The sequence below is a fragment of the Thermogemmatispora argillosa genome (assembly GCF_059696725.1).
In genome coordinates, this window is the sequence record NZ_AP019377.1 from 2,121,562 (window position 1) to 2,139,879 (window position 18,318).

Annotated in this window: 13 protein-coding genes and 1 pseudogene; 10 read left to right on the top strand and 4 right to left on the bottom strand. The window is 59.4% G+C overall.

Features of this window, described 5'->3' with window-relative positions; translation table 11 throughout:
* Positions 1-145: 145 nt before the first annotated feature.
* From rny to AC6H1L_RS08290, 4 genes are all read left to right on the top strand, one after another.
* Positions 146-1,711 carry a ribonuclease Y gene (gene rny, locus AC6H1L_RS08275; protein ID WP_297165820.1) on the top strand — a complete coding sequence of 522 codons (1,566 nt, stop codon included), beginning with the start codon at positions 146-148 and terminating at the stop codon, positions 1,709-1,711.
* A gap of 81 nt (positions 1,712-1,792) precedes the next feature.
* The gene (locus AC6H1L_RS08280; RefSeq protein WP_497601044.1) at positions 1,793-2,677 is read left to right on the top strand and encodes a PHP domain-containing protein; all 885 of its coding nucleotides are present in this window, start codon (positions 1,793-1,795) and stop codon (positions 2,675-2,677) included.
* 171 nt (positions 2,678-2,848) lie between these two features.
* Positions 2,849-3,436: a signal peptidase I gene (gene lepB / locus AC6H1L_RS08285; protein ID WP_497601045.1), complete on the top strand. Its 588-nt coding sequence runs from the start codon at positions 2,849-2,851 to the stop codon at positions 3,434-3,436.
* Positions 3,437-4,019: 583 nt separating this feature from the next.
* Positions 4,020-6,341 carry a methyl-accepting chemotaxis protein gene (locus tag AC6H1L_RS08290; protein WP_497601046.1) on the top strand — a complete coding sequence of 774 codons (2,322 nt, stop codon included), beginning with the start codon at positions 4,020-4,022 and terminating at the stop codon, positions 6,339-6,341.
* A gap of 598 nt (positions 6,342-6,939) precedes the next feature.
* Here AC6H1L_RS08290 and AC6H1L_RS08295 read toward each other — a convergent pair.
* The 3 genes from AC6H1L_RS08295 to rpmI form a co-directional block, all read right to left on the bottom strand.
* Complete coding sequence (locus AC6H1L_RS08295; RefSeq protein WP_497601047.1) at positions 6,940-7,785, bottom strand: TrmH family RNA methyltransferase; 846 nt, start codon at positions 7,783-7,785, stop codon at positions 6,940-6,942.
* Positions 7,786-7,932: 147 nt separating this feature from the next.
* Positions 7,933-8,322 carry a 50S ribosomal protein L20 gene (gene rplT / locus AC6H1L_RS08300; RefSeq protein WP_497601048.1) on the bottom strand — a complete coding sequence of 130 codons (390 nt, stop codon included), beginning with the start codon at positions 8,320-8,322 and terminating at the stop codon, positions 7,933-7,935.
* An 86-nt stretch (positions 8,323-8,408) separates the two neighbouring features.
* Positions 8,409-8,615, bottom strand: coding sequence for a 50S ribosomal protein L35 (gene rpmI, locus AC6H1L_RS08305; RefSeq protein WP_497601049.1), 207 nt, complete (start codon positions 8,613-8,615; stop codon positions 8,409-8,411).
* 992 nt (positions 8,616-9,607) lie between these two features.
* Between rpmI and rpsF the strand changes: the two genes are divergently transcribed.
* From rpsF to recJ, 6 genes and pseudogenes are all read left to right on the top strand, one after another.
* On the top strand, positions 9,608-10,210 hold the full coding sequence (gene rpsF / locus AC6H1L_RS08310) for a 30S ribosomal protein S6 (protein ID WP_497601050.1): 603 nt from the start codon (positions 9,608-9,610) through the stop codon (positions 10,208-10,210).
* Between the two features lie 193 nt (positions 10,211-10,403).
* Positions 10,404-10,814: a single-stranded DNA-binding protein gene (locus AC6H1L_RS08315; protein ID WP_297160125.1), complete on the top strand. Its 411-nt coding sequence runs from the start codon at positions 10,404-10,406 to the stop codon at positions 10,812-10,814.
* Positions 10,815-11,059: 245 nt separating this feature from the next.
* A pseudogene (gene rpsR / locus AC6H1L_RS08320) lies at positions 11,060-11,284 on the top strand (30S ribosomal protein S18); the annotation flags it as partial.
* A 720-nt stretch (positions 11,285-12,004) separates the two neighbouring features.
* Entirely contained in the window at positions 12,005-13,462 is a 1,458-nt protein-coding gene (locus tag AC6H1L_RS08325) for a peptidylprolyl isomerase (protein ID WP_497601051.1), read from the top strand.
* Positions 13,463-13,674: 212 nt separating this feature from the next.
* Positions 13,675-14,898 (top strand): radical SAM family heme chaperone HemW, encoded by a 1,224-nt coding sequence (gene hemW / locus AC6H1L_RS08330; protein WP_497601052.1) that lies wholly within the window; start codon positions 13,675-13,677, stop codon positions 14,896-14,898.
* A gap of 43 nt (positions 14,899-14,941) precedes the next feature.
* Positions 14,942-16,744 (top strand): single-stranded-DNA-specific exonuclease RecJ, encoded by a 1,803-nt coding sequence (gene recJ / locus AC6H1L_RS08335; protein ID WP_497601053.1) that lies wholly within the window; start codon positions 14,942-14,944, stop codon positions 16,742-16,744.
* Positions 16,745-16,826: 82 nt separating this feature from the next.
* Here recJ and AC6H1L_RS08340 read toward each other — a convergent pair whose 3' ends face one another.
* Positions 16,827-18,080, bottom strand: a complete 1,254-nt coding sequence (locus tag AC6H1L_RS08340; protein WP_497601054.1) for a Glu/Leu/Phe/Val family dehydrogenase — start codon at positions 18,078-18,080, stop codon at positions 16,827-16,829.
* Positions 18,081-18,318: the final 238 nt, after the last annotated feature.

Sequence of the window (18,318 nt, forward strand, 5' to 3'; positions counted from 1 at the left end):
AGTATGCTCGGCGTACTATACGCCTTCTATATAGTATACTTAGCATATACCGTCTCTCGATACGATGGAACACAGCAAGCACTCGGTCACCCCAAGCCCAGCAGGCAGGTCTGTTTGCCTTTGATCACTCTGGAGGTAGGCTAACGTGACGCCGACCATTATCGCCATCCTCGCGGCGGGCATCATCCTGGCGGCGCTCCTTGGAGCCGGGATCGCACTCGTCATCGGATACCGTTTAGGGGAGGCACGAAATAAAAGCAAATTCGAGGAGCGTCTCCGCCTTGAAAAAGAGGCCAGCGAGCGCCTCCTTCTCGAAATGCAGCAGCAGCAGCGAGAGGCTCTGCGTGAAGCGCGCGAAGAGACGGCCCGTTTCCGGGCCACCATCGAACGAGAAAACGCCGAACGGCGCGCAGAGCTGCAAAGACAGGAGCGGCGTTTGCAGCAAAAGGAGGAGAGCCTTGAGCGCAAGATCGAGGCGCTAGAGCAGCGGGAGCGCCGGCTACAGGCGCGCGAGCGGGCGGTTGAGGAGCAGCGTCAGGAGGTTGAAGAGCTGAAGCGTCAGCAGCAAGCCGAGCTAGAGCGCATCTCACAACTAAGCGAAGAGGAGGCGCGCGAGCTGCTCCTGAGCCGGATGGAGGCCCTGGTACGGGCCGAAGCCTCGCGGCGGGCGCGCATTATCGAGGAAGAAGCGCGCGAGCAGGCTGAGGCGAGAGCGCGTGAAATCATCACGCTGGCCATTCAGCGCTGCGCCTCCGACCAGGTCTCCGAGGCAGTCGTCTCGGTTGTCCCCCTGCCCAATGAGGAAATGAAGGGGCGCATTATTGGGCGGGAGGGCCGCAATATTCGCGCTTTAGAGGCCGCGACCGGCGTTGATCTGATCATCGACGACACACCGGAAGCGGTCATTCTTTCGGGCTTTGATCCAGTACGCCGCGAAGTAGCGCGCCTGGCGCTGAATCGTCTGATTCTCGATGGACGCATCCACCCCACACGCATCGAAGATGTGGTAGCCAAAGCGCAGCAAGAGGTCGACAACATCATTCGAGAGGCCGGCGAGCGGGCGGCAATGGAGGCCAACGTCCACGGCCTGCAGCCTGAGCTGCTCAAGATCCTGGGCCGTCTCCATTTCCGCACCAGCTACGGTCAGAACGTGCTGGCCCACTCGGTCGAGGTGGCCATTCTCGCGGGCACCATCGCCCATGAGCTGGGGGCCGATGTCAACGTCTGCAAGACAGCCGCTCTGCTTCACGATATCGGCAAGGCTATCGACCAGGAGGTCGAGGGGCCACACGCGGTTGTCGGCGGCGAGATTGCGCGTCGCTTTGGCAAGTCGCCCAAGATTATTCATGCGATGGTTGCTCACCATGCCAGCGAGATGGAGCCGCAGAGCCTGGAGGCTGCCATCGTCCAGGCCGCTGACGCCATCTCTGCCGCCCGACCTGGCGCACGGCGCGAGACCATCGATCTCTATCTTAAGCGCCTCGAAGCCTTGGAGAGCATCGCCAACTCCTTCCCCGGCGTCGAAAAGTCTTTTGCCATCCAGGCTGGACGCGAGATTCGCATTATCGTCAAGCCTGATGAGATCGACGAGTATGGAGCCAACCGCCTGGCGAGCGAAATCGCCCATAAGATTGAGGAGAGCCTTGACTACCCCGGTCAGATCAAGGTCTGCGTGGTGCGCGAGACGCGCGCTGTCGACTACGCCAGATAAGTCGAGCCGCCGCGCCGCTACTGCCTGGACGCCGACAAGGTCCCAGGCCCATGACACCGGGTCAGGCAGGCTGGAGGAGATATGACCGATTACGCGATTGATCTGCACACGCACTCGACCGCCTCGGACGGCCTCTATGCGCCGCGGGTCCTGCTGCAGCAGGCTCACGAGGCGGGGGTGCGTGTGCTGGCCCTTACTGATCACGATAGCACCGAGGGGCTGGCGGAAGCAGCTGAAGCTGCCGCCCAGCTCGACATCGACTTTATTCCCGGCATCGAGATCAACACTGAAACTCCTGCTGGCGAAGTGCACATGCTTGGCTATTTCCTGCACTATCAGCAGGAGGCCTTTCAGCAAGCTTTGCGCACGCTGCGCGATGCGCGGCAGCGTCGCGGTCAGCGGATGGTTGAGCTGCTTAATGAGCAGGGCATTGCTATTACATGGGAGCGAGTGCGCGAGCTGGCTCAGGGCGCAGTTGGACGTCCCCACGTGGCCCAGGCTTTGGTTGAGGCCGGCTATGCCCAGAGCATCGAGGAGGCCTTTGCGCGCTACCTGAGCAAAGGGTGTCCGGCCTACGTACCACGCTACAAGTTGTCGCCTCAAGATGCGGTGCGCCTCATTGTCAGCGCCAGGGGCCTGCCGGTGATTGCCCACCCATTGGAATTACCCGGTCCAGAGACTCTGCGACAATGGCTCCCCGAGCTATGCGCTCTAGGGCTGGTGGGACTGGAGGTCTACTATGGCCCCTACACCGCCGAGGAGGAGGAGCTGCTGCTTGACCTGGCGCGGGCGTTTGATCTCATCCCCACGGGTGGCAGCGACTATCACGGCCCTGGCATCCACCCCACGCCCTTGGGGGGCCATCCTGTGCCCGCCGAGAGCGTGGCCCGGCTGAAAGAAGCCGCGGCGGCACGCAGTCGCCAGACGCCGCCCCCATTCAGGTTGCCAGAACCGGCTGCCGAGTAGCTGCACTGCCGATTACCCAGCGCTCGCAGCTACGGCTCTTTTTACAGGCTTTCAGCCAGCCAGGAAGCAGGAGGAGGCATCAATTAACCAACCAATTTGCTGACTCCTCTTCCTGAGCGGCAGATTGCCACGCATTGACCTTGAGATAGAACAGGAGGCAAGGCAAGGGTTTTGAGCGCGAAACCAGAGAAAGAGGAGAGAGGCCGCCGGCTCTTGCGCGATATCCTGGAAACGGTAGCACTGACGCTGCTGTTGCTCCTCGTAGTACGCCTGACGGTCCAGCATTACTATATCGATGGTCCAAGCATGGAGCCGACGCTGCACAATCAGGAATACATCCTTGTCGATCGGCTCGCCTATCTTTTCCATCCGCCCCAGCGCGGCGACATTATTGTTTTCCACTATCCCAGAGACCCAAATATAGACTATGTGAAGCGCATTATCGCTATTCCTGGTGACACGATCACCGTCATCGGGCAAACGGTGATCGTGGATGGGGTCACTCTGCATGAGCCATATGTCAACCCTGACGATCCCGCCAGCCTGGCCGTCTATCCGCCGATCCGCAATCTGGTCATCGGCCCTGACCAATACTTCGTGATGGGCGATAACCGTGGTGACAGCTCCGACTCACGCCAATGGGGGACCGTACCCAGACAGGATATCGTGGGCAAGGCTACCCTCGTCTACTGGCCACTCGGAGCCAACAACTTCGGTCTCTTGCCCGACGTCAGCAGTGTCTTCGCTGGCATTAAGTAGCTAGTGACTCAGTCTGAGCACCAGACCAGCCAGTAGACCTGGCAAGCGAAGGCCAGCTTCTTCCTTGCCGATCTCGCTGGGGGAGCAGCGGGCTTGGCTTTCATGCGCTCCAGACGCCGGCTGCTCCTCCGGTATCGACCTGTCTAACTGCCCGTTCCGGGCCGTCCTTTCGCCCCCAAGCAGGCGGAGAGCGCATCGCCCGCCCCCCAAGAAAGGGCCTTCTGAGGGCAGATCACTTGCTGGAAACAGCCTTTTCCGCTATCGTTATAAGGGTGTAGCGCAGACAGTCGTTTCCCTCCACCGCCACACGGCCTGCTGGCGGTACAGCCTCACTTGTACCTCTGTGCTGTCCGCGCCACGCATCTAGGAAAAACAGGGTAATCTCTCACAAGAGAGTTTCAAAATTGTCCAGGGTGGAGTACACTACCTTGGGAGTCTTTTGTCAGGTTGTTCCAGGTCTCATTGACGTTTGCCCATACATCAACAACAGGCTGGCAACGGCAAGGCCCATTCCTTTAAGCAATACAGATCATTGCGTACCTTCTTAGAGGGGGCGAGAGCTGTCATGAGAGCAATTACGCGCATGCCTATTTTCCTCCGGCTCTTCCTGGCCTTCGCGCTGGCTGCGATCATTCCCGCCATCGTGATTATTGTGCTGGGAACTTTCTTTTTAAACACCCTGACCGTCCACGGCCAGGCGATGCAGGTGGCCAACCAGGCAACGACCATCTCGCTGCAGGCCATGTCTGACCTTGAGCGCATGAATGCCCTGCTGGGTCAGTACCACTCGACGCTCTATGCGAACGAGGGTCCCTACGGCCTCAACAATAGCGCTATGACCCGCATGGCCACCTCTGCCGAGACAGAGATTCTCGACCTGGAGCATAGTTTCGGCAACGAGCTGAGCACCTACCAGCAGAATTTCTTGCTGGGATCGTCCCCGAATATGGAAAGCGTGCGTCGAAGCCTCCAGGGAGATATCAACGCGCAGGCCGCCAATCAGGCGCAGATCTTCCGTACGGCCAGCCAGCAGTGGTCGGATTACAAGCAGGCTCAGGACGCCGAGCTAACAGCGCTGAAGGCCAATCTACCGCACAGCCAGACCCATAGCCTCCTCGAACAGGCGAATTCCAGGTACGCCTCGCTCCTCAAAAGCTGGCAGCAGCTTGTGACCGTGACGCAGACCATCAGCAATGAGGTGACAACCATCGGCTCTAACCAGATTGGGATGATCACCCTCGGCACGGTCATTGCTATCCTGGCAACGGCGATGGTGGTGATCACCATCGGCTATATCATTAATTTGACGATCACCCGCCCCCTGCGCCAGCTCGCCAATCTGACCAAGCGCATCAGCAAGGGCGACACGACCGCCCGCGTCAAGATCAATAGCCGCGATGAGATCTACATCGTGGCCAATTCGATGAATAATATGCTCGATAATATCGTGCGCCTGATCCAGGAGGCCCAGGCGCAGCGCGATAATCTGCAGGCCCAGGTTGAGAAGCTGGTGAGCGAGGTCAGCGGCGTGGGTGAGGGTGATCTGCGCGTGCAGGCCGAAGTGACCGCTGATGCCCTCGGTGTGCTCGCGGACTCCTTTAACTATATGGTCGAGGAGCTGGGGAACCTGGTGATCCGCGTCAAGACGGTGGCCCGCGAGGTGGAGCAGACAACAAGCCAGCTTATCGATGGGATGACCCAACTGGTGGAAGAGGACGATATGCAGCTCCGCCAAATCAATGAGGCCGCTGTTGAGGTCGAGCAGATGGCAGCGGCCAGCCGTCGCGTAGCTGAACGCGCCCAACTGCTCCACAATGTGGCCATCGAGGCGCGCAAAGATGCTCAGGGAGGCCGCGAGGCTGTGGAGCTGGCAATCGCTGGTATGGGACGCATCCATGAGAATGTGCAGGCGACCGCTAAGAAGGTCCAGGTTCTCGGCGATCGCTCGCGTGAGATCAATAATATCGTGGAGGCCATCTCCAGCATTGCCCACCAGACCAATCGCCTGGCGCTTGACGCCGCTATTCAGGCCGCGATGGCCGGCGAGCATGGCAAGGGCTTCGGTGCCGTTGCCGCCGATATTCGCCGCCTGGCCGAACGCGCGAAGGAGCAGGCCAGCAATGTCACGCGCATCGTCCGTAGTGTCCGCGAGGATATCGGTGCGGTGGCTGTAGCTATGCAGGATACGGAGCGTGAGACAGAGGCCGGCGCCCGCTTGACACAGGAGGCCGGCAGCGCGCTGGAAACGGTCTTCTCTGTGATCGAGCAGCAGGCCCACGAGATCGAAACGATCAACCAGATGGCCAACCAGCAGCTGGAGTCGTCCAGCTCCGTGGTACAGATTATGCACAGTGTTTCTGAGGCGACCCAGCGCAGCAGTACAACAACACGCGAGGCCGCTCAGGCAATGGGTCGTCTGGCTCGCCTGGTCGAGCGCTTGCGCGCTTCGGTGGAGGCGTTCAAGCTCAATGAGGATCAGAGCTATCTGTCGACAACGGGCTTTACTGACGCGCTGACGGTCCAAGATGGTGCAGAGGGTCAGCAGTCTCTGAGCGGCGCTTTCCGCACGGTGACCGCGACCGCTCAGGCTCAGCCCACTCCTACGCCCGCCGGCATGTATAATGCTCTTCCTCCGGCCCGCCAGCCAGGTGCTGGCCCGAATCCCGAGGGCTTCGCGCCCTTCCAACCGCTCTCGCCCTCGCCTGCTCCGACTGGGAATAGTGAGTGGAGCCAGCCATTGCCCTCGATGCCCTCGACAGGCAGTGGCCCCCAGCCAGGCTGGCCTTTCTCGGCGCCTTCCTCTGGCTTCCCCTCTCCCTCACCCACGAAGGCAGCTCCCTTTGAGCAGTCGCCTTACGATCCCTGGCAGCCTGGCACGCCCAGCCACGGCAGTGGTCGCCCATAAGCGTCAGCGCCAGTGTCAGCGGCAAGCGAGTCACGCGCGCAGAGCGGCGCTCAATGAGCGCTCCTAGCACGTCAGCGACGTGCTAGACAAGTAGCGAGAAGCGGGGACCAGTCACCCATTGGAGACGAAGAGAGACGGGATTGGTCCCCGCTCCCCTTTGGCCCGGGTTGGGACTGGCCGCATAACCACTGGCTTCCCCTCCTCTTCTCCTTCCTCGCTCAGCGGCTGGTCGTCTGGCTGCTCTCCCTGTCTCTGTCTATAACCTTTTTGTTATAGGTAGTATCTGTAATCTCTATCTTTTTTCATAGACAAGCGCCTAATTCCTCTGTTAGACTGATGGTGTAGGTTATAGTTAGCGAGAGCCGGCAGACTGCCGACCACCTCTTGCAGACTACTTCTTCTCTGGCTAACGACACTGCCCCCTCTTACCCGCAGAGGCGGCAGGGCCTACGGCGAGCGTCGGCGTCGTAGGTCCTGCCGCCTCTGTTATTCTCTTCACCGGGAACCGCCGATCTCTCACCAGCTTACGCCTCCCCTCCCAGCCATTTCCCACTTGCCAGGATATCAAGAGTCTGCAGCCCCTTGACTGGCTGGCTGGCTAGGACAGGCGGCTCTGACGCTGTTGGCGCACAGCCTCGTAGAGTAAGATACCGGTAGCCATGGCCGCATTGAGCGACTCGACCCCATTGGCCAGAGGAATGCTCACGCTGCTAGTGGCCAGGCTTCGGGCAGCCGTTGAGGGACCATGAGCCTCGTTTCCAACAATCAGGGCGAATGGCCGCCGCAGGTCCTGCTCGTAATAGAGGTGAGGCGCCCCGGCCTCAGCCAGAAAGACCCGCAGTTGCGCGCCACAATGCTCTCTCACACGGCGCCCAATCTCCTCCCAAGCCAGTTCTTCTGCAAGCGGTAGGGCCAGATGGGCTCCGGCGGCAGCTCGTACTACCTTGGGGTTGAACGCGTCCACACAACCTGGTGTCAGCAGCACCGCGGCGACGTCCGCTGCTAGCGCTGTACGCAGGATTGTACCCAGGTTGCCCGGATCAGCCAGGCGATCGAGAATGAGCAGGGCAGGCCGCGAAGCCGCTGGCCGGCGGGCCGCCACTTGCTCATAGCTGCAAGCGGCCAGCGGCAATACAGCTACCACTCCCTGTGAGGTCTGCACCTCACCCAAAGCTTCAATCACACGTACGCTGACCTGCACCAGAGCCCGCCTGTCTACTGCCCCACTCAGCAAGCGCTCTAACAAGGCCTGTCCCTCAGCGGTGCGCGCCAGTAACTCAGGTTGATAGTAGACTTCAAGCGGCGCCACAGCCCGATCAAGCAACTCTTTAAGTAGATGCGGCCCTTCTAGCAGAAAGAGGCCATGCTTTTTACGTCCGCGCGGCGTATGCAGCTCACGCAGACGAGCAATGCGGGGATTGAGAGGACTACTGATCACCGGCATGGCGACGACAACTCCCCTTAGCAGGCAGAAGGGGCGACCGCTGGCGCAGTCGCCCCTTGAGATTCTGTACAGTCCCGCCCAGCCAGATAGAAGGAGAGTAACCTCAGACCTTCCCGTAGGCAGTACAGGTAGCGCGTCAGCCACTCGCTAGCTCTGGGCCTGGGCTTGAGGCTGACCCTGACTCTGCACTGCGGCCATCGCTGTCTTCACTAGTTCGGCAAAGGCAGGCCGATCGTTGACGGCCATCTCAGCCAGGATCTTGCGATCAACACTGATGTTGGCCACCCGAATCGCATGCATCAACTGACTGTATGTCACACCAAACATGCGAGCAGCAGCGTTGATGCGCGTGATCCATAGTCGACGCATATCGCGCTTGCGATCGCGGCGGTCGCGATAGGCATAGGCCAGGGCGTGCATCATGGACTCGCGCGCCTTTTTGATCAGACGCCGACGAGTGCCGCGGTGGCCCTCAACAAACTGTAATACCTTCTTATGCTTGCGACGCGCCGTAACGCCTCGTTTCACTCTTGGCATAGCCTATTCGTCCTTCCCTTCTCTTCCAGTTTCTAGCCTGATAGATAGGATAGCCAGCGAGAGAGCCCTCGCTATCCTCGCCCTCCCTAACGGCCAGAATAGGGGAGCAAGCGCCGCACGTGACGAGCATCCCCACGGGCCAGCTCGAAGGTCTTATCGGCCGCACGGATCGAGCGGGACGACTTGTTACGGCGCAGATGGCTGATCGCAACCTTGCGACGTAGAAGCTTACCGCTTGCTGTAATCTTAATACGTTTTGCAGTCGCTTTATGCGTCTTCAGTTTCTGCTTCATGAGATACACACTCTCTTTCCTTCTTCTCTTGCGGGGCAAGTAGCGGCAGATCCTCCTCTCCCTGACGCTCCTCCTGCTCAAACTAAAGGGAGGTCCTGACCAGCAAACGACGGGGCCGCTGCAACGGCTTCAGCGGAGAGAGTAGCTTGCATACCTGGCACGCCCTAGGCTGGCAGGTTCAGCAGGCAAGCCAGAGGTCGCGTGCGTGACAGCACAATAGAGAAGAAAAGCTCCATCGAAGGCGCAGAGAAGCCTTTTTCAAGAGCGAAGAAGCCCCGCATGCCGTCTGCGAGTATAGCATAGATTGCCCCTGCTGTCCAGTAGGGGAGGACCCTACCCCCAGAGATCTTGCCCGGCCCAGCGGGCCGCGCAGCGCTTCTTTGCGCCGCGAAGAGGCTCAAGACGCAGCCCGCTGGGCGCGCTGTGACGTCCAGCATTTCCGCCTTGATGAACTGCCCCAAGAACAAGAATATGAGAGCAGAAGGCAGGGAGGGACAGGGGCAACAACAGGGGAAAACCCTCCAGGAAGCCAACCTTACTTATTGGTTGGTCACCTTACCTGGAGACAACCAGGGGAAACGACCCTGCCCGGCAAGCCTGGCCGTCACGAAGGCGTCGCAGAGGAGCAGCCATCTGCTTAGCAGGTCGGACCTTCTCTTGCCAGAAAGGGAGGACAATGCTATAATAGCGGGGCACTGTACCGACTCTCTCAACAGCCATAGGCCACGCCTGCCTGCCAAACGAGCAGAGAGTACCCTGATCTTCTCAGGCGGAACCAGACGCCACGCGGGTGGCAGGCCAGCTAGCCAGCCTGAGAAGAGGCAGCAGAAAGAGTGGTTGGCAAGGGCAAGAGCACGAGAGGGCACGAGATAGCGGCAGAGCGGATGGCGACAAGAGCAATCGCCATACTCCACCTGCTCCGGCAGCACAGCACGACGAGCACGCTTCACCGCGACTGACCGCGAGCAAACCCATAGGAAGGAGGTGGCTTCGTGAGGAGAGACTACGAGCTTGGCTTTATTCTCCATCCCGAAGTCAGTGAGGAGCGAACACGTACTATACTAGAACGGATCGAGCAGATCGTAACCGCGCATGACGGCCAGGTTGTCAGGGTGAACCACTGGGGACGGCGACGGTTGGCATACCCCATCCAGCATCAACGCGATGGCATCTATGTCTTTGTTGATATGAGTGTTTCCCCTGAGACCCTCCCAGAACTGGACCGCACCCTCAAGGTGTCTGAGGAGGTGCTGCGGCATCTGATCAAACGACGCGATCCGCGGGTGGTACAGAAGGAGCGCGAAGCCTACGCCGCCGCGAGCGCCGCCGGGGTTGCCCCGGCCCCTGCCCCTGCTAGCGTCGCCAGTGAGGAGCTTGCTGGCACCAGTGCAGAGGTCGAGGCTGCTGCAGGCAGCGCCGCTGAAGCGGGAGTTGAGGCTCCTGCCGACGCTTCTGAAGCAGCTACCCTGTCAGAATCAGAGTCATCGGAGTCAGCAGTAGGAGATGAAGAGGCGCCCGCCGTCTCGCCAGAGGAGATGGAGAGTGCCCCTCCCGCCCTCGATGAGCAGCCAGCCCCGGAGGCTGAGCAAGCCTAGCTGCTATAGCGATCGGTTCGGGAATGAGCACATGGCGAACAAGACGAGACGAGACAATGGCCCAGGCTCTCTCGGAGAGTATAGCAGCAAGCACTAAGCCAGCGAGAGCTGGGGCCGGGTATTCCTCCCCGTCTGGCCTCCCTTCAGGAGAGCATGGTGCGGCGTCTCCCAGTGCGACGAAAGGATCTGAGCGATGCTGAATAAAATCATGTTGATCGGCAACCTGGGCCGCGACCCCGAATTGTCCTATACCGATAATGGTGGGACCCCTTTCACTCGCTTTTCGCTGGCAGTCAGCCGTACCTATAAGACGCCGAGCGGCGAAAAGCGCGAGGAAACCGAGTGGTTCAATGTGGTTGCCTGGCGCTCGCTGGCCGAGCGTTGCCATCGGTACCTGCGCAAGGGCAGCAAGGTCTATGTGGAAGGGCGAGTTACCCAGCGGAAGTACACCGATAGAAATGGTGTCGAGCGCGTGGCCGTCGATGTGATCGCTACTGATCTGCGCTTCCTCTCGCCCAGACCACAGGAGGCCGATGTCTCGGATGAGTTCCCGACCGATAGTGGCGATTTCCTCGAAGATCTGGATGATTCTCAGCCCTTTTAATCGCTGCGAGAAGGAAGAAAAGGGCTGATTGACTCGTAATAAGACGTACTCTGTTGTGTGTTCGAAGGAGGAGAGGACAGTCCGTGCAAAAACGCAATGAAGCGGCAAATCAGCCAAGCGCAGCAGCTACTCAGCAGAATACGCAGGCTCAGCAGGGCCAGTCGGCTCAAAGTGGGGCTAGCGCTCAGGCTTCTTCTCAGGCCCAAGCTCCCGCTCAGGCCGCCGCTCGCCAGGCTCGCCAGGGCGTGCGTGGTCCCCGGCGTAAGGTCTGCCAGTTTTGTCATGACCGCGTGCGGGAGATCGATTATAAGGATGCTGCTCGCTTCTTGAAACGCTACATCTCCGATCGCGGTAAGATCGAGCCTCGCCGCAAGACGGGGACGTGTGCCAAGCACCAGCGCGCCCTGAGCCGCGCGCTGAAGCAGGCTCGTTTCATGGCCCTGCTGCCCTATACGGCAGAGCATATGCGCAGCATGTAGCAAGTCGGCAGTATTCTTAGCTGAGCACACAAGATATGCTCCGCTGCCAGCAGTGGCCACGGCTGGCGCCGCTCAAAATGATGGCTACAAAAGCGGTGGCTTAGCTGACAGAATGGAGGTCGGAGCTGCCAGCCCAGCCGAGGCATGCCCTCAACAACCAGTAGACAGGCAGGCCCATATGCACGCAGGAAACGATTTCGGCCTCGCCCAGCCAGGTCTGGCGTTTCTCTCGCCAGTCTCCCAAGAGGTCTTGTGCAACCCACGCTTCGGCTCGGTGCTGCTCCGCCTCCCTTCCTCTGTTGCCGCCATGCCTCGGGACGGCAACAGCCGACGGCGGTCCGTTGCAGGCTCGCTCAGCTTGCTTTGACCGCGAAGAAGGTCATCGCACCTGTCGTCTGCCTGCTCTATTCGGCAATGCCAGGGCGCTAGGGCGGTCAGATGCGCCAGCCAGGTGAAGCAGAAAGAGGGCTACCCGGTCAGATCAGGTCAGGCATAGCAGCAGATGAAACCAGTTCAGCGATGCCTGCGCCTTTCTCTTCTGTTCTTGCTTGCCTGTGAGATGAGGAGGATGTGAGGCGCTGCTTATTCGCTGGCTCGGCTTGCTTTCTTGCTTGCCCTGAGCCAGCGTTTGCCCTCTTGTCTCATTGGCCGTTCCTGTGTATCATGAAGCCATGAGCAGCCATTGCTGAAGGCAGGAAAGGGTCTCCCACTATGAAGAGTCAAACAGCGCGTGAACCCCAAAATCAGCGGTCAACGCGAGCCAGCCGTTCGGAGAAGGCGAAGCCCAGGCGCTATGTCCGTCAAACTGCTCTGGTGGCGGCCCGCCGAGACGGCAAGCCCCTGATCTTCGGCTGGGGTAGTCACCTCTCTCAGAGCGAGAAAAATCGTATCCGTGTCCGCGCTACCTGGGCCCTCACGATCTTTATCTTGCTGACCATCGTCGGCGTCATCATCGGTTTCTGGATCAATATTAACGTAATTGTGCCGAGCCTGCCGATTACTTCGGTCAATGGGCACGATATTCCCCAGTCCGAGTACCATAAGCTGGTCGTCTTGAAAACCCAGCTTGAGATCAACAAGCTCTATGGTCCTCATGGCCTCTTCGCCCAGCGCACCGACCTTGAAAAGGCGGTCGCCCAGCAGCAGCAGGCGATGAATAACGCTTCAAAGAAGATCGATGATCTCAACAAGCAGCTTAGTAAGCTTCCTGCTAGCGCCAGCGCCCAGCGCGCCCAGTTGACTAAGGAGCTGAATGAGGCCAAGCAGGCGTATGCTAACGCGCAGTCCCAACACGATAAGCTGCAGTCTCAGCTGAACGATCTGACTCAAAATACGATTCCGTTCGAGCAACAGGGACCTTTCACGCAGTCCCAGATCGGTAATGATAGCGCAACCTGGCTGCAGGACGATGAGCTGATCCGCGAGTGGCTTCAAACGCAGCCCGCCTCGGTTCGCGCTCGTATCGAGCCGACAGCCGCTCAGGTTGAGCGGGCCCTCAATGATCTCAAGGCCAATATGCCAAAGTCTGGTCAATATGCGCGCAGCTATCAGCAGATGCTCGCTCAGGATGGTGTCACCGATGCCGATATGCATGAGATGATGGCCTTAAAGCTGCGCCGCGACAATATGCAGAATTATCTGGCCTCGCAGATTAAGTCGCCTGCTTATCAGGTGCTGGCTCGCACCATGACGCTCAGTACGAAGGCCGATGCGGAGAAGATTCTTCAGCAGTTGAAGAAGGGCGCCGATTTCGCCACGCTGGCCCGTCAGAAGTCGGTCGATACGACGACGAATACAAAGGGCGGCTATCTCGGCTGGCTGGCTCGTGGCCAGTACGCCCATCAGGAAGGTCAGGCCTACGTGGATAACTGGCTCTTCGATCCGGCCCGCACGATCAATGAGATCAGTCCAATCATTATGGAGAACGGCGCTTATCATATCGTGCAGATCCTCGGTATCGATCCTTCTCGTCCCGTGGATGCCAATACGCTGAAGACGCTGAAGGATAATGCCCTCTCTAACTGGTCTCTTGAGATCCGGGCTTTGCCAACAACGCATATTACACCCGCCGATCAGAACCGGCTCTTCGATCCGATCAATATGCCGACAGAGCTGCCTGTGAGCGGTCCTTCGCAGAGCAGCGGTGGCTTAACAGCTCCAAGTCAGTAAGCCGCTTCGTCTGGTAGCGTAGATCGCGGCGCTTTCGCTTTGGGGGGCTGCTCTGCTTGGGCATCACTCTCTCTTACCGGCGAGAGTTGATAGCCTGGCCGAGTTAAGACCAGCAGCTCCCCTCTCTCTCTTTGTTCAGCTGTGGCTGGCCTGGTGCTGGTAGGGGAGTCGTCGCTATTCCTTTGTCGCTTCTTTGAGTCAGGCTGAAAAGTATGACTACTTCCATTTGCCGCGCTTCTTGTAATGTCTTCTTTGGCGAGCCGCTCTCTGCTCTTCTGGAGAGCGTTTCACTCTACTTGCATGTCCCTTTCTGCCGCACACGCTGCTACTATTGTGATTTTAATACTTATGCGGGCCTGTTGCCTCTGCGCGAGCCATATGTACGCGCCTTGCTAACGGAGATCGAATTGGCCGGCGCACTGGCTCGCACCGCCAGCGGCCGCCCCCGCCGCGCTCGTACTATTTACTTCGGCGGTGGCACTCCCAGCCTCTTGAGTGTTGAGCAGATTCATCGCTTGCTTGATGCCTGCCATACGGCCTTTGCCGTTGATTCTGAGGCCGAGATCTCGCTTGAGGCTAATCCAGGCTCCCTTACCGGTCCATATCTGCAGGCGCTCCGTAGGCTGGGGGTAAACCGTCTGAGTCTGGGAGCCCAGAGCTTTGACCCTCGCCTGCTCAAGCTGCTGGGACGTACTCACTCGCCGGATGATGTTACTCGGGCGGTGCGAGAGGCGCGCGCCGCCGGCTTTTCTTCGCTCAACCTTGATTTGATGTTTGGTCTGCCTGAGCAGACGATGGCCCAGTGGCGTGAAACGCTGCTGCGTGCGCTTGAGCTGGAGCCTGATCATCTCTCTTTGTATTCGCTGATCGTGGAAGAGGGTACGCCTTTCTTTACCTGGGTTCAGGAAGGTCGTCTTGTCCCGGCGGACGAAGATCTTTGCGCCGAGATGTATGAGTACGCTGACGCGCTGCTGCAAGAGGCCGGCTACGCGAATTATGAGATTTCGAACTGGGCTCGCCCCGGCCATGAGTGCCGTCACAATCTGACTTACTGGCTTAATCTGCCGTATCTAGGCCTGGGAGCCGGTGCCTATTCTTGCTTTGGCGGGCGGCGCTTCTCGAATGTGCGCGAGCCTCGCCAGTACATACGTCTGCTGGCCTCCCGCCAGCGTCCCGAGGCGGAAAGTGAGACGCTCTCACCTGAGACGCAGATGGCTGAGACAGCTATTCTCGCTCTGCGCACCGCCCGCGGTTTGCATCTGCCTTCCTTCCGCGAACGCTTCGGCCTGGATTTCTGGCAGTTCGTTGGGCAACGCTTGCAACGCGTCTCAGAGGCCGGCCTATTGGAGTACGACGGGAGCTGGCTGCGCTTGAGCAAGCGCGGTCGCTTGCTCGGCAATGAGGTCTTTCTATGCCTGCTTCCCGACGAAGATTAGCGAAGCATAGATAACGAAAAAACGAAGAAGAAGGATACTGCCTGTGGAGCCAGAGAGAGCCGCACGTCTTAGCTGGCGTGTTTGTGAGCTGCTAAGCGCTAGTCAGTTTCGCCGCTTTCGCGCGGCAGGGATTGAGCCTTTGCATGCTCAATTGCTGTATAATCGGGGTCTGCGCACTCCCGAAGAGATGAGAGCCTTTCTGGAGGCGCGCTACGAGCAGACGCCTGATCCCCTGGCTTTAATTGATCTGCCCCGCGCTCTGGAGCGTATTCGCCGTGCTTTGCAAGAGAGAGAGCATATCACCGTCTATGGTGACTTCGATGCCGATGGGGTGACGGCGACAGCGCTCTTGATGCGAGCCTTACGCCGTTTGAAGCAGGCAGATGCCCCACTGGATTACTATATTCCCTCACGGATCGATGAGGGGTGTGGCCTTAATGTGGGCGCCCTTGACTGGCTCAAGCGCCAGGGGACCTCGTTGATTATCACTGTGGATTGCGCTAGCTCTGATGTCGCTCAAGTGCATTATGCCCGTGAGGCACTCGGCATTGATGTCATTATTACGGATCATCATCGCCCGCCCGAAGTGCTGCCGCCGGCCTATGCCGTAGTGAACCCCTGGCGTCCCGACTCGCTCTATCCCGAGCGCGTGCTTTGCGGGGTTGGTGTGGCTTTTAAGCTGGTCCAGGCCCTTTATCGCTCCTTTGGCTTGCCACGCGAGGAGGAGCTAGCCTTGCTTGATCTGGTGGCGATCGGCACGATCGCCGATGTGGCCGAGCTGCTTGGCGAGAATCATACGCTTGTGCGCCTGGGACTGGAGCGGCTCAATCAGACAAGGCGTCCGGGGTTGCTGGCCCTCATGGAAAGCGCTGGCCTGCAGCCTGGTCAGGTGCGCGAGCGTGATGTAGCCTTTGTGTTGGGACCGCGCCTTAATGCAGCAGGGCGCATGGAGCATGCCCGCCTGGCCTGCGAGTTACTGATGACGGATGATCCGGCTGAGGCCCGGGCCTATGCTGCTCACCTGGAGCGCCTTAATTATCTGCGTCAGGTCCAGACTGAGGAGCTGATGAGTCTGGCGCGTGAGGAGGCGGCGCGCCATCCCGATGACGCCGTGGTGCTGGTTAGCGGCGACAACTGGCCCGAGGGTATTATCGGTCTGGTGGCCAGTAAGCTGGCCGAGGAGATTCGGCGGCCTGTCCTTGTGTTGAGCCGCGGCAAGGACTTCAGCCGGGGTTCAGCCCGGAGTCGAGAGGGGTTCAATATGATTGCCGCTTTGCGCAGTTGTGCTCATCTCTTCGAGCGCTATGGTGGTCACGCTCAGGCCGCTGGCTTTACGATCGCTAACCAATATGTTGAAGAGCTGCACCGGCATCTGTTAAGCTGGCATGATAGCCAGGGCAGCGCCTCAGAGCCAGCCATGCTGGCGGCTGCGGCCAGTGCCGCGCCCGGCGAGCAGGAGAGTCTCTCTCTCCCTCCGACCAGTATCCTCACCGTTGACCTGGTGCTGCGCCGTCCTGAGTATTTCCAGTATCAAACCTATCATCGTATCCGCCAGCTTAGTCCTTTCGGTGCCTCTAACCCCGAACCGGTCTTCAAAGCAGAAAAAATGCGTCTCCTCAACTACTGGAGCAGTGGACCAGAGGGACGCAATCTGCGCCTGCGTCTGGGTATCGGCCATGTGCAGGTCACCGGGACTTTTGTCCGCGGGGCTACCCATATGAGTGTTCTCAGTGGCGCCTCTCACGTCGATGTCATCTTTCGTATCGAGCCGGCCTGGCATCCCCAGGAGGGCGAGAGTACGCGTGAGATCTCGCTGAAGATCCTCGATATTGCACCCTCGCCCTGAGCCGATCAGTCGAGAGGCGAGCAGGCAGCCCTGCCGCTCTCGACAGCGCTCGTTCGCAGCAATGCGAGACAGCTTCTCCCGATTAGGGATAGATGCCACGCGCTTCGGTAGCCTCGGCGACCCGCGCAACAGCCAGCAAGTAAGCCCCCATCCGCAGGCTGGTACGTTGGCGCTCGGCACGCTCTTTGACCGCCTGAAACGAGCGCACCATGATGCGCTCCAGGCGCTGATTAATTTCGTCTTCCGACCAGAAAAAGCGCTGCAGATCCTGAACCCATTCGAAATAGCTGACGGTCACTCCGCCGGCATTGGCCAGGATATCGGGCACGACCGTAATGCCGCGGTCCTGAAAGATGCGATCAGCCTCGGGGGTCGTTGGTCCATTGGCAGCCTCAATGATGAGACGGGCCTTGACACGCGGGGCATTTTGGGCCGTCAGCTGATTCTCTAGCGCCGCCGGGATCAGCACATCGCAGGGCAGCTCCAGCAGTTCCTGATTGGTTACTTGCTCGCTATCGGGTAGGCCGCGCAGACCGCCATGCTCTTGCGAGTAGCGCAGTGCGCGCATGACATCAATGCCATTGGGGTTATAGACGCCGCCGCTGATGTCGCTCAGGCCAACAATCTTACAGCCAAGGGACTGCAGCAGTCGGGCTGAGTTGCCTCCAACGTTGCCAAAGCCCTGGATGACGACCCTGGCTCCTTCGAGCTGCATGCCCAGGCTCAGCAGTGCCTCGCGCGTCACCACCTGCACGCCGCGCGCCGTTGCTTCCAGACGCCCTTCGCTGCCCCCAATCGAGAGCGGTTTCCCTGTGACGACTTCGGGCACCGAATAGCCCCGATGCATGGAATAGGTATCCATAATCCAGGCCATAATCTGCGGGTTCGTGTTCATGTCGGGGGCGGGAATATCGCTGTTGGGGCCAATCAGAATGGAGATCTCGGTCGCATAGCGTCTGGTGAGACGTTCCAGCTCGCTGCGTGAGAGTTTATGCGGGTCGCAGACGACACCTCCCTTGGCTCCCCCGAAGGGAATTCCCACTACGGCACATTTCCACGTCATCCACATGGCAAGGGCCCGTACTTCGTCTAGCGAGACATCGGGGCTAAAGCGAATGCCGCCTTTCGCGGGGCCGCGATTGATGTTGTGCTGGACACGGTAGCCAGTAAACATCTGGACATCGCCGTTATCCATGCGCACAGGGAAATTGACGATGAGCTCCCGCTTAGGCTTGCGCAGAATAGCTCGCATGGCTTGCGAGAGGCCCAGCATTTCGGCGGCTTCGTCAAACTGAGCAACTGCTACTTCATAGGGGTTGAGGATATCAACAGCCATCGCGTTTAGAACCTCCTCAGAAATGCGCCTGGTCAGCCAGGAAAGACGTCGGCAGCTAGCAAGCTCAAGCAGGCTGACGCTCGCTCAAATTGCGCCTGCCTTCCACCTACGCGCGGTTCTTTGCCGATTGGCTGGGGCCAGGCTCGTATGCCTCGCTGCATACAGATAATGCATACCACAAGTCTGGAAGCGTCCTCGCTTCCTGCCACCCGACAATGGGAGAACGAGAGGTTCTCCA

Bases quoted from the DNA above. Each gene is read 5' to 3' on its own strand.
- AC6H1L_RS08280 (WP_497601044.1), top strand. From the start codon at position 1,793: ATGACCGATTACGCGATTGATCTGCACACGCACTCGACCGCCTCGGAC.
- AC6H1L_RS08290 (WP_497601046.1), top strand. From the start codon at position 4,020: ATGCCTATTTTCCTCCGGCTCTTCCTGGCCTTCGCGCTGGCTGCGATC.
- AC6H1L_RS08295 (WP_497601047.1), bottom strand. From the start codon at position 7,785: ATGCCGGTGATCAGTAGTCCTCTCAATCCCCGCATTGCTCGTCTGCGT.
- rplT (WP_497601048.1), bottom strand. From the start codon at position 8,322: ATGCCAAGAGTGAAACGAGGCGTTACGGCGCGTCGCAAGCATAAGAAG.
- rpmI (WP_497601049.1), bottom strand. From the start codon at position 8,615: ATGAAGCAGAAACTGAAGACGCATAAAGCGACTGCAAAACGTATTAAG.
- AC6H1L_RS08315 (WP_297160125.1), top strand. From the start codon at position 10,404: ATGCTGAATAAAATCATGTTGATCGGCAACCTGGGCCGCGACCCCGAA.
- AC6H1L_RS08325 (WP_497601051.1), top strand. From the start codon at position 12,005: ATGAAGAGTCAAACAGCGCGTGAACCCCAAAATCAGCGGTCAACGCGA.
- hemW (WP_497601052.1), top strand. From the start codon at position 13,675: ATGACTACTTCCATTTGCCGCGCTTCTTGTAATGTCTTCTTTGGCGAG.
- AC6H1L_RS08340 (WP_497601054.1), bottom strand. From the start codon at position 18,080: ATGGCTGTTGATATCCTCAACCCCTATGAAGTAGCAGTTGCTCAGTTT.